Origin of the sequence: Pseudoalteromonas sp. S2893 (assembly GCF_005887105.1) — a bacterium.
In the GTDB taxonomy this organism is placed as follows: domain Bacteria; phylum Pseudomonadota; class Gammaproteobacteria; order Enterobacterales; family Alteromonadaceae; genus Pseudoalteromonas; species Pseudoalteromonas atlantica.
Genome location: NZ_PNCY01000010.1, coordinates 132,926 through 147,649, shown reverse-complemented (window position 1 = coordinate 147,649; position 14,724 = coordinate 132,926). Strand labels below are relative to the sequence as shown.

Sequence of the window (14,724 nt, the reverse complement as noted above, 5' to 3'; positions counted from 1 at the left end):
GTTACCCTACTTGACTAAAAATATAACCTTGGTACGCCAAAAATGCGATGAGTAATAGGCCACCTTCTACTCTATTGATACGCTGAGAACCTCTAAAGTTCAATGACATAATAATAAGCGCAAGGGTAGCACCTAACATAATAAGTATGTCGCGGTTTGCAAGTGACGGGTCAACCACTGATGGGTTAATAATACCTGCAAGCGGTAATACCGCTAAAATATTAAATATATTTGAGCCCACAATATTACCTAGGGCTAAATCATCTTCGTTTTTAAGTACACCCGCTACAGAAGCTGCAAGTTCAGGCAAGCTTGTGCCAATAGCGATAATGGTTAAGCCAATTACTAAGTCGCTTAAACCAAAGTATTTAGCAATATCGACTGCTGAACCAACTAAAAAGTGTGAGCTAACAGGCAATAAAACCATGCCAACAATTAGCCATAAAACGGCTTTTTTAGTTGGTACATCGTTAGGAACCTCATCGCAGGCTTCTGAAACAAAAGGGTCATCTTGATTTTTTGCGCGCAAAGAAACCACAATCAAGCCACCAATAAACACAGCAAATGCAACTAGCAACGCCAACCCTTCGGTAAGTGAGAAGTAGTTGTCTGAAAATACATACCACGTAGCCAAGGATACCAGCATAACAAGCGGCATTTCGCGTTTTAAAGTGCTTGATGACACACTCAAAGGGCGTAGCAGCGCAGTAATACCTAACACAAGTAATATGTTTGTTATATTTGAACCTACCGCGTTACCAACCGCTGTGTCGGTTTTATTTGCCAAAGCAGCCGAGGCCGATACCATCATTTCAGGGGCCGAAGACCCCATAGCAACAACCGTTAAGCCAACAATTAAAGTAGGGACTCCAAAGTTTTTAGCAAGCGCTGCCGCACCGTATACAAATCGGTCGGCGCTCCACACAAGTGCAGCAAAACCAAGAATTAAAATAACAAACGAGGTAACCATTATGTTAAGCCAGATGTTCAAAATACAGATGGCGCGAATAGTAACAAAAGCCAACATGAAAGTATAAGCAAAAGAGCAGGGTCTACTATTGCAGTGCGTGAATTTTATGCGCTTAAGCAAAGGTTAAGGCAATTTACTTCAGCCTTAGAGCGCTTTTTGTAGGCGTATTACAAAATCTTACGAATTGTTTTTTCCATCTTGGCTAAAAAACCCTTAAAATAGGAGTACGAGTGAACATTGTTACGGAGAGCGACTTGTCGCAATCAATAGTAGAAGTCAAGGATGTTAGCTTTTCGCGAGGCGATAGAACCATATATAAAAATATGAGTTTTAGTGTTCCTAAAGGTAAGATAACAGCGATTATGGGGCCAAGCGGAATTGGCAAAACCACAATGCTACGCTTAATTGGTGGGCAGCTTAAGCCTGACGCCGGCGATATTTTATTCGAAGGTGGCAGTATTCCTAGTATGTCGCGCAAAGAGTTATATGCGGCACGAACCAAAATGAGCATGCTGTTTCAAAGCGGTGCGTTATTTACTGATATGTCGGTATTTGACAACATTGCATTTCCTCTGCGAGAGCACACCAAGTTAAGTGAAGCGTTAATTAAACTAGTCGTATTAATGAAACTGCAAGCGGTGGGTTTACGCGGTGCTAAAGATTTAATGCCTTCTGAGCTTTCTGGCGGTATGGCCAGACGAGCAGCACTTGCACGTGCTATTGCACTGGACCCAGAACTTATTATGTATGATGAGCCTTTTGCCGGCCAAGACCCAATATCTATGGGTGTATTGGTAAAGCTTATTAAGTCGTTAAATGAAGTGCTAGGTTTATCATCCCTTATTGTAACCCACGATGTAACGGAGGTAATGAGTATTGCCGATCACGTTATTATTATTGCCGATCAAGGCGTAATAGGGGCAGGGACACCGGATGAAATGCGTAATCATGAATCTCCATTAGTACAGCAGTTTTTAAAAGGATTATCGGATGGGCCTGTGCCATTTCATTATCCTGCACAAACGTATGCTGATGAGCTGTTAGGAGAAAACGCTTAATGTTGGATTTATTTCAAAAGTTAGGTCATAAAACGCTGGGGCGTTTTGCTGCTTTAGGGCGCTCTGCCAACATGCTTTTTAATGCATTGTGGAATGTACCTAACTTTAAAAAAGGCACACCGCTGTTAGTGCGCCAACTTTATATGGTTGGTTCGCAATCATTATTAATTATTATGGTGTCGGGTTTGTTTATTGGTATGGTGCTTGCGCTGCAAGGTTATACCGTATTAGTTGGCTATGGCGCCGAAGACAGCCTAGGTCCATTAGTTGCGCTTAGTTTATTACGCGAACTAGGCCCAGTGGTTACAGCGCTATTATTTGCTGGGCGCGCTGGAAGTGCGCTAACGGCAGAAATAGGCTTAATGAAAGCCACTGAGCAACTCTCTTCACTAGAAATGATGGCAATTGACCCTCTCAAGCGCATTATTGCACCGCGCTTTTGGGCAGGTTTTATTAGTATGCCATTGCTTGCACTTATTTTTTCTGCGGTTGCCATTATCGGTGCTCATTTAGTTGGGGTTGATTGGTTAGGCGTAGATACCGGCAGCTTTTGGTCGATAATGCAATCGCAAGTATCGTTTCAAGAAGATGTATTAAACGGCATGATAAAAAGTTTTGTATTTGCCATGGTAGTGACCTGGATTGCGCTTTATAAGGGCTACGACTGTATCCCAACCTCAGAAGGGATCAGTAAAGCAACAACAGAAACAGTCGTTCACTCATCACTGGCAGTATTAGGGTTTGACTTTATTTTGACAGCGGTAATGTTTACCAGCTAATAGGGTATAGATAATGAATTCACGGAAATTAGAGATTTTAGTTGGCTTTTTTGTCGCATTAGGCATTTTAGCGTTTGCAATGTTAGCACTTAAAGTGGCTAATTCGGGTATTAGCGGGTCGGGCGAAACCTACACGCTAAATGCAAAGTTTGAAAATATCGGCTCACTTAAAGCGCGTGCACCGGTAAAAGTAGGCGGTGTAGTGATTGGCCGTGTCGAATCTATTTATGTACACCCACAGGAGTTTTTGCCTGTGGTAAATATGACGATAGATGCACAGTATTTATGTCGTTTTTCAGACACTAGCTCAATCTCAATTTTAACATCGGGTATTTTAGGGGAGCAGTACTTAGGTATTCACCCTGTTATTTCTCCTAATGCAGCAGAGCAGCGCTGTTTAGGTGAAACAGTGACCGAAAACGCACAAGATCAAGCAATCGATGAGTTATTTGGCGTAGAGAGCAAAGCGTTAGGTGATGGTGATTCAATCACAGATACTAAGTCTGCACTTGTTTTAGAAGAGTTAATTGGGCAGTTTTTATTCAACCAAGGTAGTGAGTAATTATTATGTTGAAACAGTTTTTAGCCGTTCTTGCACTTGGTGCAACCCTAGCTGTGCAAAGTGTTAGCGCAGCCGAAGTTAAACTGACAGATCCTAACAAAATGGTGCGTCAGGTAGCAGAGCATACATTTGAGCGCATTAAAAAAGATCAACCGCTTATCACTAAAGATAAAGAGCACCTTCGTGTTATTGTAGAAGAAGAGCTGATGCCTTACATAGACTACAAATATGCAGCACTTCGTGTGTTGGGTAGTGAAGTGTCTAAAGTGCGTGCAATTACCGATGAAGCCGAAAAAGCCAAAGCAATTAAAGATATCCAAGAATTTATTGGCGCGTTTAGAGGCTATTTAGTTGCTACTTACGCGGGTGTATTTACTCAATACACCGACCAACATGTAGAATTTGGCGCAGAGCAGCCATTTAAAGGCAAAGATGTAGTTGTAGTAAAAACTAAAATTACAGAAGATGGCAAGCCTGACATAAAAATTGATTTTAAAGTGCGTGAAGATCGCAGCGGCGAGTGGCGCGCATACGATATGATTGCAGAAGGAATTAGCTTACTCGATGCAAAACAAAGTGAGCTACAAGGTATTTTACGCCAGCAAGGTATTGCACACGTAAGCAAATTACTAGAGCAAAAGAGCCAGTTACCTGTGCAATTTAGAGGCAACAACAGCAATGACTAAATTGGCAATTAGCCAAGTAGATGAGCAGCACTATAGGGTAAGTGGTGAACTTACCCGCAGCTCAATTGGCAATGAACAGCTTCTGAACGCCAAGTCATTAAGTAAGCATAAAACCATCTATTTTGACCTTTGTGAGGTAATGAGGGTTGACACAGCGGGCTTAGCTTGGTTAATTCACTCTTTTGCTGAATTTAAGCAACAGGGCACACGCCTTGAATTGCAAAATCCACCTGAGCAATTGCAAAATTTAATGCAGTTGGGTCAGGTAACAACTTTATTTGAGTGAGAGTTATGGAAACTAGCCAAGTCGAAACATTATTACGCGACGAACTTCAATTATCTGAAGTAAAAGTAAAAGCCAATGGTAGCCATTATGAAGTAATTGCAGTAGGTGAGTGCTTTGACGGTTTAAGCCGCGTTAAAAAGCAACAGCTAGTTTATGGCCCATTAATGAATACTATTTCAGACGGTACAATTCACGCTGTATCAATTCGTGCATTTACGCCAACTGAGTGGAAGCGTGAACAAAAATTTATTTTACCTCAATAGTTAAGGCCTCTTAATGGATCAGTTTGTAATTCAAGGTGGCACTTCACTTGCGGGTGAAGTAACTATTTCTGGCGCTAAAAATGCCGCATTACCAATTTTGTTTGCCGCACTGCTTGCCGATGGTAAAAGTACATTTACGAATGTTCCTCGCCTTCGCGATATTGTGACCACTGAGGCGCTTTTAAGCACTTTAGGTGCAACTGTAAATTGGCAAGGCGATACACTGTATATTGATGGCGCAACCGTTAATAAAACGCTTGCTCCTTATGATTTAGTTAAGCAAATGCGTGCCTCTGTTTTGGCGCTCGGACCTTTAGTGGCGCGTTTTGGTGAGGCGCAGGTATCGCTACCTGGCGGCTGTGCTATCGGTGCACGCCCGGTTGATATACATATTCAAGGTTTAGAGCGCATGGGCGCACAAATAAACGTCGAAAATGGCTATATCAATGCAAAGGTAGAAGGCCGCCTTAAAGGCGCTGAAATTTTCATGGAAATGGTCAGTGTTGGCGCAACCGAAAACTTACTAATGGCCGCAGCACTTGCCGATGGTAAAACGGTGCTTGAAAACGCAGCACGCGAGCCCGAAATTATTGACCTTGCCAATTGTCTAATTGCTATGGGTGCAAAAATTACTGGTGCAGGTACAAGCCGTATAGAAATAGATGGCGTAGAGCGTTTAGGCGGCTGTGAGCACAGCATTTTACCAGACCGCATTGAAACGGGCACTTTTTTAGTTGCAGCAGCGATGGCTGCAGGCGAAGTACTTTGTAAAAAAACAGATTTTCATTCACTTGAGCCTGTTATTGAAAAATTACGTGCCGCGAATGCATTAGTTGAAGTAAACGATGACAGCATTTATTTAGATATGCGTAATCGTGAGCTCAAAGCCGTTAATATTAAAACCATGCCACACCCTGGTTTTCCAACCGACATGCAAGCGCAGTTCACCGCGTTAAATGTAGTGGCTAATGGTAGTGCAACAATTACCGAAACCATTTTTGAAAACCGCTTTATGCACGTACCAGAGTTACAACGCATGGGCGCTAATATTCGTTTAGAAGGGCACACCGCTATTTGTGGTGAAACGCAAAGTTTAAGTGGCGCACAAGTAATGGCAACCGATTTACGCGCCTCTGCAAGCTTAATTTTAACCGGTATTGTGGCGCAAGGTGAAACGGTAGTCGATCGTATTTACCACGTAGACCGAGGCTATCAACGCATTGAAGATAAACTCAGTGGCTTAGGTGCCAATATTAAGCGCAGAAGTAGCTAATACCCATTCGCAATAATATTTATTTGCTTTGAAGTGAGAGCACACTTGCTCCTAAATTAAGCGCGCTGGGTTAAACACAGTTTACTTTAGACATAAAAAAGGTCGGATACGCGTATTGCTATCTGACCTTTTTTATTGCCATTTTGGTTAGAGTTTAGTTTCGAGCTCTGCGACTCTAACCATTATTTTTTCTACTTTACCGTTTCGGTACAGCTCAAATTCTATTTCTTTACCGGGCTGTGTATTGCCTATTTTTTCGAGTACTTTTTGCGGGTTGGCCACACTTAACCCTGCAATTTTAATAACGATGTCTTGCTCTTCAATGCCAGCTTGCCATGCAGGACCTAATGGGTCTAAATTGGTGATGCGCATACCAGCAACCTCAGTAAGGCTGTCGTTTACCTCTTTGCCCGTGCTATCTACAGCGGTGCCTTCAAAGCCTAAATAGCCACGCACTACACGGCCATGGCGTATTAGCTTTGCCATTACTTCTTTAGCGAGCGAATAGGGAACAGCAAAAAATATTCCTTGGATGTTTAGGTTTTCACGGGTTTTAAACTGCGCAGACGTGATCCCCACTAAGTCCCCATTTGAATTAACCAAAGCACCGCCAGAGTTACCTACATTTATAGCAGCATCCATTTGCAGTAAGTTGTTATAAGGGCTATCGGTAATTTTTTGTTTACCGGTGGCACTAATTATACCTTGGGTGATGGTTTGCCCTAAATTGAGTGGGTTACCAATGGCCAGCACTACATCACCTACACTGGTGGTATAATTATCGTTTACGGGGATCACCGGCAGGTGGTCGGCGTTAATTTTTAATAAGGCTAAATCGGTAATGGTGTCAAAGCCAATTAACTGCACATCAAAAAAGCGTCGGCCATCGGTTAATATAACCAAGATTTGATCTGCATTATTTATAACGTGGTAGTTAGTTAATATGTAGCCGTCTTGCGCCATAATTACGCCAGAGCCAAGCTCTTGAACGGTGTTTTGTTGCTTATATCGAGGCTCTTTAGAAATGCTTTCTGAAAAAATAGTTACTACCGACGGTGCAGCACGTTTAACTGCGTCAGCAAAACTAAGGTGATTTGAGCTCATAGCACTGGGCAAGGGAACATTAGGGAGTAAAGAGGCGCGCATATTAGGGCTGAAAAAAACCACTAAAAAAGCGATACCTAAACCGACAAACAAAGGGGGAAGTACAAATTTTAGTAATTTCAGCACGAGATTCTTATTGTTAGTGAGCAATTCTTTATGATGACACAAAAAAAATAACAGCGGCAAGTGCTGCTGTTATTTTTATTGCTTATTTATAACGTGTTACTTATTGGATAAGTACAAAGATAGACTCTCTGCCACGTTTAACGCCAAGTACAATATTACCTTGGGTATCTTCGATAATTTTGTTCATTTGACGAATGTTTTCTACACGTTGGCGGTTAACTTGTACAATCACATCACCTTCTTCAAGACCAACACGTGCAGAAGGAGAACGCGGATCTACTGTGGCGACTTCAATACCTTTAGTGCCATTTTTTTGCACGTTTTCAAGTGTCGCACCTTGGAATGCAGGATGCAGTTCATCGCCTGCGGCGGTTACACCCGATGCACCATCAAGCGTTACTTTAATGGTTTTTACTTTGCCATCGCGGTAAATACCTAATTTAACTTCGCGTCCTTCACCTAACGTTGCTATTTTACTGCGCAGCTCGTGGAAGCCACTAATATCGCTGCCATTAATACTAATAATAACATCGCCGGCTTTAATACCTGCTTTGCTTGCTGCGGTATCATCCATTACTTGCATAACGTAAGCACCTTGTTTAACGTCAAGTTGCTGTGCTTTTGCAAGGCCTGCATCAAGTGGGCGGCCAGAAATACCCAGTGAGCCACGGCGAACTTCGCCATGTTCAATAATTTGGTCAACTAAGTTTTTCATCATATTTGATGGAATGGCAAAGCCAATACCAACATTTCCGCCCGAGGCACCTAAAATAGCAGTATTAATACCAATAAGTTCACCATTTAGGTTAACTAAAGCGCCTCCTGAGTTACCTTGGTTAATAGCTGCATCGGTTTGAATAAAGTCTTCATAGCCTTCAATATTTAAACCACTACGCCCTAATGCACTTACAATGCCCGAGGTTACTGTATGGCTTAAACCAAATGGATTACCAATTGCTACTGCAAAGTCGCCAACACGCAATTTATCTGAATTTGCCAGTTTAACTTCGGTTAAGTCATCTGCATCTATTTGTAATAGCGCAATATCAGACTCTTTATCGGTACCAATTTTGGTGGCTTCAAATTCACGGCCGTCTTCTAGCGTTACCACCATTTTTTCGGCATCTTGAATTACGTGGTTATTTGTTACTACATAGCCTTCGTCGGCATCTATAATAACCCCTGAGCCTAAACCGCTAAATTGGCGCTTTTGACTACGTGGCTGAGGGTTTCCAAAAAAGTATTCAAGCGGGTCTGCACGGCGGCGTACTTCTTTTGAGCCAGAAACCTGAATGCTCACAACGCCAGGGGTAATTTGCTCAAGCATAGGCGCAAGTGTGGGTAATTGTTGGCCGTTAACTGCAATAGGCAGTTTTGCATAAGATGCCATTGGGCTTAGTAATAAGCTTGTAGATAAGATTGCAGCACTAATAAGTGATAATTTCATTTTCATAGTCAGGGTGTACTCCACATCACAGGAAAAGCAAAAAGGCTGCATAAGCAGCCTTTTCGAATTTAAATATAAAGCTGTTACATTTAAAGACTATGGGGTCAAAAAAAAGTTCCTCAAGATAGCACTAACATTTTAGCGTGCTCAGTGTGTTAAGAGGCTTTTGCAGGTTTTGTATCGCCATTTTGCCCTGCAAATAAACCAGACTCACCCGAGACGTAATCGGCAGGTTGTGCTTGTGCCGATGAACGGTCAACCTCGCGCTCTTTTAAAGACGCTTGTAATTGCTCTGTTGTTTCTTTAGAGAAAAACGGCTCGCTAGGCGCTTTGTTTTTATCATCAAGTAAGAGTTGATTGGTTTCTTCAACATGGCTGAGTAGTTGGTCGTAGTTTTCTTTCATTTTATTCACAAGCTTACCTGTGCTTGCTAAATGATCGGCCACATCTTGGCGATACTGCTCAAGCGCGTTTTGCGCTTGCTCGGCTTGTTCTTTTAATTCATCTTGCTTAAATTGCTTTTTAGTAACGAATGCACCAACAAAAAATGCCACTACAGCAGTAATAACAATTAAACCTACCCACGTAACTGTGCCCATAACTTCACCCCTTTGGGAAAAAATATCTAATAATGCCTGATTCAAATATAAATCATCCTGTGGGTAATATACCCCGAGTTAAGATGCGTGTTAATATGTTGTGCAAATTAAACTGTGTTTAAAATGTAATTAGATATGACTCCTTGGCAAACTTACCAGCAAGATCTTAAGCGCGATGACTTTGTACATGACCAAGCACAAGAAAATGCAGTGCGCCATTTACAACGTTTATACGATGACCTCACAAATAAAAAACCACAGCAACAAGGCTTTTTTGCAAAGTTGTTTAATAAAAGCGAACCTGAGTCTATCAAAGGGCTTTATTTTTGGGGCGGTGTAGGGCGTGGTAAAACCTATTTAGTAGATACCTTTTACGAAGCGCTGCCAGGTGAGCGTAAAATGCGTGTGCATTTTCATCGCTTTATGCACCGAGTTCACGATGAACTAAAAAAGCTAAATAATAAAAGTAATCCACTGGAAATTGTTGCCGATATATTTAAAGCCGAAACCGATATTATCTGTTTTGATGAATTCTTTGTTCAAGATATTACAGATGCCATGTTACTCGGCGGCTTAATGCAGGCATTATTTGCACGCAATATAGTATTAGTCGCTACCTCTAATATAGTACCTGATGATTTATATAAAAACGGCTTACAGCGTGCGCGTTTTGTTCCGGCCATTGAGCTGGTAAAAGCGAACACAGAAATAGTAAATGTAGACTCTGGTATTGATTATCGCTTGCGTACACTTGAGCAAGCCGAAATATTTCACAGCCCGTTAGATGAGCAAGCCGATAAAAACTTATTTGAATATTTTGATAAGCTCTCGCCAGAGGCGGGGGAACTTGATCAACCCATAGAAATAGAAGGGCGCTTAATCAACACACGCAAAGTGGCTAAGTGTGTCGTGATGTTTGAATTTAGCGAATTGTGTGAAACCGCACGTAGCCAAGTCGACTACATGGAAATTAGCCGTTTATATAACACTGTTATTATTTCTAATGTTAAACAGCTTGGACAAAATAATGATGATGCAGCTAGGCGCTTTATCGCTTTAGTGGATGAGTTTTACGAGCGACATGTAACATTAATTATTTCGGCTGAAAAACCGATCACGCAGCTTTATACCCAAGGTAATCTTAACTTTGAATTTAAGCGCTGCATTAGCCGCCTGCAAGAAATGCAGTCTTTAGAGTATTTAGCAAAAGAGCATTTAGCATAGCGCTAATACGACTGTATCGACTCTTTAAAGTGACCTTATTGTTGTTTTTATATAAATGCATAAATTTTTGTAATTTTCTTGTGGAAAAAACAACCGCTCGGTAGCAATGTGTTTTAAGTGCTGGTATACTCCCGCGTCTGCCACGTTGCGTTCTATGTCCTCATATAGTTTAGCCACTTGTGAGCGGCGCTAAAGTCTAAAACTCGAAGGGGTTATAGCATACTTAGAGCGGTAGTTAATAATAACTGCCTGTGGTTTTAATTGAAAAACATTGGATTTTTATAAATGAAAACGTTTGTTGCTAAACCAGAAACAGTAAAACGTGACTGGTACGTAGTTGACGCTGAAGGTAAAACTTTAGGTCGCATCGCTACTGAAATCGCTCATCGCCTACGCGGTAAGCACAAAGCTGAATACACTCCACACGTAGATACTGGTGATTACATCATCGTTATCAACGCTGAGAAAGTTACTGTAACTGGTAACAAATTCAAAGATAAAGTGTACTACGCTCATACTGGTTTCCCAGGTGGTCTTAAGTCTACTACTTTTGATAAACTTCAAGCTGCAAAGCCTGAAATGATCATCGAAAAAGCTGTTAAAGGCATGTTGCCACGTGGTCCTTTAGGCCGCGCTATGTACCGTAAACTTAAAGTTTACGCAGGTACTGAGCACAACCATGCTGCACAACAGCCTCAGGTTCTAGACATTTAAGGAGCACTATCATGGCAAATCAATACTACGGTACAGGTCGTCGTAAAAGTTCAAGTGCTCGCGTATTCTTACGCCCAGGCACTGGTAACATCGTAATCAACAAGCGCTCTTTAGAAGAGTACTTTGGTCGCGAAACAGCACGTATGGTTGTTCGTCAAGCTCTTGAGCTTGTTGACATGACTGAAAAATTTGACCTTCACATCACCGTTGCCGGTGGTGGTACAACTGGTCAAGCTGGTGCTATCCGTCACGGTATCACTCGTGCACTTATGGAGTTTGACGAGTCATTACGTCCACAACTTCGTAAAGCAGGTTTTGTTACACGTGATGCACGTAAAGTTGAACGTAAGAAAGTGGGTCTTAAGAAAGCGCGTAAGCGTCCACAGTTCTCAAAACGTTAATTTTTACGTTATCAAGAATTCAAAAACCCAGCTTATGCTGGGTTTTTTGTTTTTGGCATTAAAATTTAAGTACTTACCTATCTCAAGCCTGCTTTTTTAAGGCTAGGCGCTGATCATATTTTATAAATACTGCGTATTTAATGTACGAAAGCTTTAAAATACCCATTTCGCTGCAAAAAAGTTAAATAATTATCGCAATTAGTGTAAATCCATCAGTTAATTGGTGGAATTTTTTGCTACAATTGGCTGGCAAGTAGTATGAGCAAGTTCAACATCACCATGTACAGTTTATCTGTTTCCTCGTAGTGGGGTTGATCTTGGTCAGTATATTGTTTTTACAGAAGCGCTATTATAGTCATTCGGCTTTATTCTCGAGCTTACTTTATCAAACTATTGATCAAGTCGGGTTATTCGAGTGTGAGGCTGTGAATAACCTTGTTTTAATCAAGGGTTTTAATTATGATCGCTTCTATTTTAAAAATTTCGAAAAATTAACCTGCTGTAACTGATGTTCTCAATATAGCAAGTGTTGAGAATCATAGTGGAGATAAGTGGATGAGCAATGCGCCTGTAGACAATGGCCGACGTCGCTTTTTAACCATAGCTACCTCTGTTGTAGGTGGTGTTGGTGCGGCTGGGGCTGCTGTTCCTTTTATTGCGTCTTGGAATCCAAGTGAGCGAGCTAAATCTGCGGGTGCGCCTGTAGAAGTAGATATCAGCAAACTTGAGCCAGGACAATTAATACGTGTCGAGTGGCGTGGTAAACCTGTATGGGTTGTATCACGTACCCCTAAAATGCTTGAGCAGATGAAAGAACATGAAGGTCAACTTCGTGATCCGCAATCGCAAGAGCCACAACAACTAGAATCATCAACAAATGATTACCGTTCATTACGCCCAGAGATTTTTGTCGCTGTTGGTATTTGTACGCATTTAGGGTGTTCTCCAGGCTTTTTCCAAGGTAACTTTAGTGAAAAAGTTGAAGGGACAGATGATGGTTTTTACTGTCCATGTCACGGTTCTAAATTTGATATGGCTGGGCGAGTATTTCAATCAGTTCCTGCACCATTGAACTTAGAAGTACCACCTTATACTTTTCTTGATGAAACCACTATTTTAGTGGGCGAAGAAAAAGGGGTAGCCTAATGTTTGGTAAAATTGTTAGTTGGATTGACGACCGTATCCCAATGACACGTGTTTGGAACATGCACATTGCACAGTATCCAGCACCTAAAAACTTTAACTTCTGGTACTTTTTTGGCTCACTAGCCATGTTAGTACTAGTAAACCAAATTCTTACTGGTATTTGGTTAACGATGAACTTTGTTCCCTCTTCTGAAGGCGCTTTCGCATCAGTAGAGTACATCATGCGTGATGTTGAATACGGTTGGTTATTACGTTATTTACACTCAACGGGTGCATCTGCGTTTTTCATCGTTGTTTATATGCATATGTTCCGTGGCATGATCTACGGCTCTTACCAAAAACCACGTGAATTACTGTGGTTGTTCGGTATGTTTATTTTCTTAGCATTAATGGCTGAAGCCTTCATGGGTTACTTACTACCATGGGGTCAAATGTCGTTCTGGGGTGCGCAGGTAATCATTTCGTTATTCGGGGCTATTCCGGTAATTGGTGATGACTTAACACTTTGGATCCGTGGTGACTACGTAATATCGGGTGCAACGCTTAACCGCTTCTTTGCATTACACGTTATTGCACTACCATTGGTTATTGTAATTTTAGTGTTCTTACACATTGTTGCGCTGCACGAAGTGGGCTCTAACAACCCTGACGGTGTTGAAATAAAACGCAAAAAAGGCACTGTGGCTGAAGAAGATAAGTCTAAATTTAAATTCCATGAGTATTACACCGACAAAAAAGACATTGTTGATGCGATACCGTTCCACCCGTACTACACAGTAAAAGATATTGTGGGCGTGGTTGGTTTCTTAATCTTGTTCTGTTGGGTTGTATTCTTTATGCCTGCGATGAATGGTTTCTTCCTAGAAGCGCCAAACTTTGAAGCAGCAAACCCACTTAAAACACCAGAGCACATTTTCCCAGTTTGGTACTTTACGCCATTCTATGCAATCTTACGTGCAATCCCTGATAAGCTTATCGGTGTTGCGGCAATGGGTGCGTCAATTGTGGTACTCGCATTGTTACCGTGGATTGACCGTGGTCGTGTTAAATCGGTTCGTTACCGTTGTGGTTTCCACAAATGGAACATTGCAGGTTTCGTTGTAACTTTCGTTCTTTTAGGTTGGGTGGGTGCAACTCCACAAACTGATATGAAAACGATAATTTCTCAAATCTGTACTGTGACTTACTTTATGTTCTTCGTACTGTTATTTATATACAGTAAGAATGAAAAAACTAAGCCATTGCCTGAGAGGTTAACGAAATGATGAAAAAGCTACTTATTGGTGTATTTGCTTTATCAGTAAACTTGCTGCCTAACATGGTTATGGCTGCGGGTCCTTCGGTTCCTCTTATGGAAGCGGGTAACGATATATCTGATCAGCCTTCTTTGCAGCGTGGCGCAAAGTTGTTCATGAACTACTGTCTTGGTTGTCACCAAATGCAGTATCAACGTTATGAACGTACTTTCCGTGATATTGGTATTCCAACCGAGCTTGGTAAAGAGCAATTGATTTTTGATGGTTCAAAAGTAGGTGGCCATATTCTTAACGCTATCGCAAAAGAAGATGCTGCTAAATGGTTTGGTGCGGCTCCGCCGGATCTAACCAATGTGGCGCGTGTGCGTGGCAGTGATTGGATTTACACTTACTTAAAATCGTTTTATAAAGATGAATCTCGTCCGTTTGGCGTAAATAATACGTTATTCCCATCGGTGGGTATGCCGCATGTTCTTCAAGAACTACAAGGTTTACCAACACCTATCATTGAAGAAGTTGAACAACATGGTCAAACAGTGACTAAAGTTGTTGGTACTGAAACAGATGGTAAGGGCGAATTAAGCGTTGATGAATACGATCAAGCGGTTCGTGATTTAACGAATTTCTTAGAGTATGTAGGTGAACCTACACGCCTTGAGTCAGAAGCGTTAGGTATTAAGGTAATTGGATTTTTAGTTATCCTGTTTATCTTGGCATTTATGCTTAAGAAAGAATACTGGAGAGATGTTCATTAATTTGAGCATTTTACAAGGTAATTTTGCAATAGGGGCTTAAGCCCCTATTGCTGTTTTAGTTATTTAATGGAGGTA

17 protein-coding genes are annotated in these 14,724 nt (G+C 41.5%); 13 read left to right on the top strand and 4 right to left on the bottom strand.

The window, feature by feature from the left end; translation table 11 throughout:
- Nucleotide 1: 1 nt before the first annotated feature.
- The gene (locus tag CWC04_RS06280) at nucleotides 2-970 is read right to left on the bottom strand and encodes a calcium/sodium antiporter (protein ID WP_138684913.1); all 969 of its coding nucleotides are present in this window, start codon (nucleotides 968-970) and stop codon (nucleotides 2-4) included.
- A 254-nt stretch (nucleotides 971-1,224) separates the two neighbouring features.
- Between CWC04_RS06280 and CWC04_RS06275 the strand changes: the two genes are divergently transcribed.
- The 7 genes from CWC04_RS06275 to murA are packed head-to-tail and all read left to right on the top strand — an operon-like array spanning nucleotide 1,225 to nucleotide 5,877.
- Nucleotides 1,225-2,028: an ATP-binding cassette domain-containing protein gene (locus CWC04_RS06275; RefSeq protein WP_004589092.1), complete on the top strand. Its 804-nt coding sequence runs from the start codon at nucleotides 1,225-1,227 to the stop codon at nucleotides 2,026-2,028.
- Nucleotides 2,028-2,807: a lipid asymmetry maintenance ABC transporter permease subunit MlaE gene (gene mlaE, locus CWC04_RS06270; protein ID WP_024033330.1), complete on the top strand. Its 780-nt coding sequence runs from the start codon at nucleotides 2,028-2,030 to the stop codon at nucleotides 2,805-2,807. Before CWC04_RS06275 ends, mlaE begins: the two co-directional genes overlap by 1 nt.
- Before the next feature lie 13 nt (nucleotides 2,808-2,820).
- Entirely contained in the window at nucleotides 2,821-3,369 is a 549-nt protein-coding gene (gene mlaD, locus CWC04_RS06265) for an outer membrane lipid asymmetry maintenance protein MlaD (protein ID WP_004589094.1), read from the top strand.
- Nucleotides 3,370-3,374: 5 nt separating this feature from the next.
- Nucleotides 3,375-4,055 carry an MlaC/ttg2D family ABC transporter substrate-binding protein gene (locus tag CWC04_RS06260; RefSeq protein WP_138684912.1) on the top strand — a complete coding sequence of 227 codons (681 nt, stop codon included), beginning with the start codon at nucleotides 3,375-3,377 and terminating at the stop codon, nucleotides 4,053-4,055.
- Entirely contained in the window at nucleotides 4,048-4,341 is a 294-nt protein-coding gene (locus CWC04_RS06255) for an STAS domain-containing protein (RefSeq protein WP_024033329.1), read from the top strand. The genes CWC04_RS06260 and CWC04_RS06255 overlap by 8 nt, the downstream gene beginning before the upstream one ends.
- Nucleotides 4,342-4,346: 5 nt before the next feature.
- Nucleotides 4,347-4,604 (top strand): BolA family protein, encoded by a 258-nt coding sequence (locus CWC04_RS06250; protein WP_004589097.1) that lies wholly within the window; start codon nucleotides 4,347-4,349, stop codon nucleotides 4,602-4,604.
- Between the two features lie 13 nt (nucleotides 4,605-4,617).
- On the top strand, nucleotides 4,618-5,877 hold the full coding sequence (murA, locus tag CWC04_RS06245; protein ID WP_004589098.1) for a UDP-N-acetylglucosamine 1-carboxyvinyltransferase: 1,260 nt from the start codon (nucleotides 4,618-4,620) through the stop codon (nucleotides 5,875-5,877).
- A gap of 147 nt (nucleotides 5,878-6,024) precedes the next feature.
- Here the strand turns inward: murA and CWC04_RS06240 are convergent, their stop codons facing one another.
- From CWC04_RS06240 to CWC04_RS06230, 3 genes are all read right to left on the bottom strand, one after another.
- The gene (locus tag CWC04_RS06240; RefSeq protein ID WP_024033328.1) at nucleotides 6,025-7,107 is read right to left on the bottom strand and encodes a trypsin-like peptidase domain-containing protein; all 1,083 of its coding nucleotides are present in this window, start codon (nucleotides 7,105-7,107) and stop codon (nucleotides 6,025-6,027) included.
- 100 nt (nucleotides 7,108-7,207) lie between these two features.
- Nucleotides 7,208-8,560 (bottom strand): Do family serine endopeptidase, encoded by a 1,353-nt coding sequence (locus CWC04_RS06235; protein ID WP_004589100.1) that lies wholly within the window; start codon nucleotides 8,558-8,560, stop codon nucleotides 7,208-7,210.
- A 149-nt stretch (nucleotides 8,561-8,709) separates the two neighbouring features.
- The gene (locus tag CWC04_RS06230; protein ID WP_138684911.1) at nucleotides 8,710-9,153 is read right to left on the bottom strand and encodes a Z-ring associated ZapG family protein; all 444 of its coding nucleotides are present in this window, start codon (nucleotides 9,151-9,153) and stop codon (nucleotides 8,710-8,712) included.
- Between the two features lie 135 nt (nucleotides 9,154-9,288).
- On the opposite strand from CWC04_RS06230, the gene zapE reads away from it, so the two are divergent.
- The 6 genes from zapE to CWC04_RS06200 all read left to right on the top strand — a co-directional run bounded on the left by zapE (nucleotide 9,289) and on the right by CWC04_RS06200 (nucleotide 14,649).
- Nucleotides 9,289-10,377, top strand: coding sequence for a cell division protein ZapE (gene zapE, locus CWC04_RS06225; RefSeq protein WP_138684910.1), 1,089 nt, complete (start codon nucleotides 9,289-9,291; stop codon nucleotides 10,375-10,377).
- 285 nt (nucleotides 10,378-10,662) lie between these two features.
- Nucleotides 10,663-11,091 (top strand): 50S ribosomal protein L13, encoded by a 429-nt coding sequence (gene rplM, locus CWC04_RS06220; protein ID WP_004589103.1) that lies wholly within the window; start codon nucleotides 10,663-10,665, stop codon nucleotides 11,089-11,091.
- Between the two features lie 8 nt (nucleotides 11,092-11,099).
- A complete protein-coding gene (gene rpsI / locus CWC04_RS06215; protein ID WP_024600778.1) occupies nucleotides 11,100-11,492 on the top strand; it encodes a 30S ribosomal protein S9 in 393 nt (130 codons plus the stop codon).
- A gap of 555 nt (nucleotides 11,493-12,047) precedes the next feature.
- The gene (petA, locus tag CWC04_RS06210; protein WP_004589105.1) at nucleotides 12,048-12,638 is read left to right on the top strand and encodes a ubiquinol-cytochrome c reductase iron-sulfur subunit; all 591 of its coding nucleotides are present in this window, start codon (nucleotides 12,048-12,050) and stop codon (nucleotides 12,636-12,638) included.
- Nucleotides 12,638-13,903 (top strand): cytochrome b, encoded by a 1,266-nt coding sequence (locus tag CWC04_RS06205; RefSeq protein WP_004589106.1) that lies wholly within the window; start codon nucleotides 12,638-12,640, stop codon nucleotides 13,901-13,903. Before petA ends, CWC04_RS06205 begins: the two co-directional genes overlap by 1 nt.
- Nucleotides 13,900-14,649 (top strand): cytochrome c1, encoded by a 750-nt coding sequence (locus CWC04_RS06200; protein ID WP_024033324.1) that lies wholly within the window; start codon nucleotides 13,900-13,902, stop codon nucleotides 14,647-14,649. Before CWC04_RS06205 ends, CWC04_RS06200 begins: the two co-directional genes overlap by 4 nt.
- Nucleotides 14,650-14,724: the final 75 nt, after the last annotated feature.

Excerpts from the sequence above, each read along its gene's own strand:
- CWC04_RS06280 (WP_138684913.1), bottom strand. The coding sequence starts at position 970 with ATGGTTACCTCGTTTGTTATTTTAATTCTTGGTTTTGCTGCACTTGTG.
- mlaE (WP_024033330.1), top strand. The coding sequence starts at position 2,028 with ATGTTGGATTTATTTCAAAAGTTAGGTCATAAAACGCTGGGGCGTTTT.
- mlaD (WP_004589094.1), top strand. The coding sequence starts at position 2,821 with ATGAATTCACGGAAATTAGAGATTTTAGTTGGCTTTTTTGTCGCATTA.
- CWC04_RS06260 (WP_138684912.1), top strand. The coding sequence starts at position 3,375 with ATGTTGAAACAGTTTTTAGCCGTTCTTGCACTTGGTGCAACCCTAGCT.
- CWC04_RS06255 (WP_024033329.1), top strand. The coding sequence starts at position 4,048 with ATGACTAAATTGGCAATTAGCCAAGTAGATGAGCAGCACTATAGGGTA.
- CWC04_RS06250 (WP_004589097.1), top strand. The coding sequence starts at position 4,347 with ATGGAAACTAGCCAAGTCGAAACATTATTACGCGACGAACTTCAATTA.
- murA (WP_004589098.1), top strand. The coding sequence starts at position 4,618 with ATGGATCAGTTTGTAATTCAAGGTGGCACTTCACTTGCGGGTGAAGTA.
- CWC04_RS06235 (WP_004589100.1), bottom strand. The coding sequence starts at position 8,560 with ATGAAAATGAAATTATCACTTATTAGTGCTGCAATCTTATCTACAAGC.
- CWC04_RS06230 (WP_138684911.1), bottom strand. The coding sequence starts at position 9,153 with ATGGGCACAGTTACGTGGGTAGGTTTAATTGTTATTACTGCTGTAGTG.
- zapE (WP_138684910.1), top strand. The coding sequence starts at position 9,289 with ATGACTCCTTGGCAAACTTACCAGCAAGATCTTAAGCGCGATGACTTT.
- rplM (WP_004589103.1), top strand. The coding sequence starts at position 10,663 with ATGAAAACGTTTGTTGCTAAACCAGAAACAGTAAAACGTGACTGGTAC.
- petA (WP_004589105.1), top strand. The coding sequence starts at position 12,048 with ATGAGCAATGCGCCTGTAGACAATGGCCGACGTCGCTTTTTAACCATA.
- CWC04_RS06205 (WP_004589106.1), top strand. The coding sequence starts at position 12,638 with ATGTTTGGTAAAATTGTTAGTTGGATTGACGACCGTATCCCAATGACA.
- CWC04_RS06200 (WP_024033324.1), top strand. The coding sequence starts at position 13,900 with ATGATGAAAAAGCTACTTATTGGTGTATTTGCTTTATCAGTAAACTTG.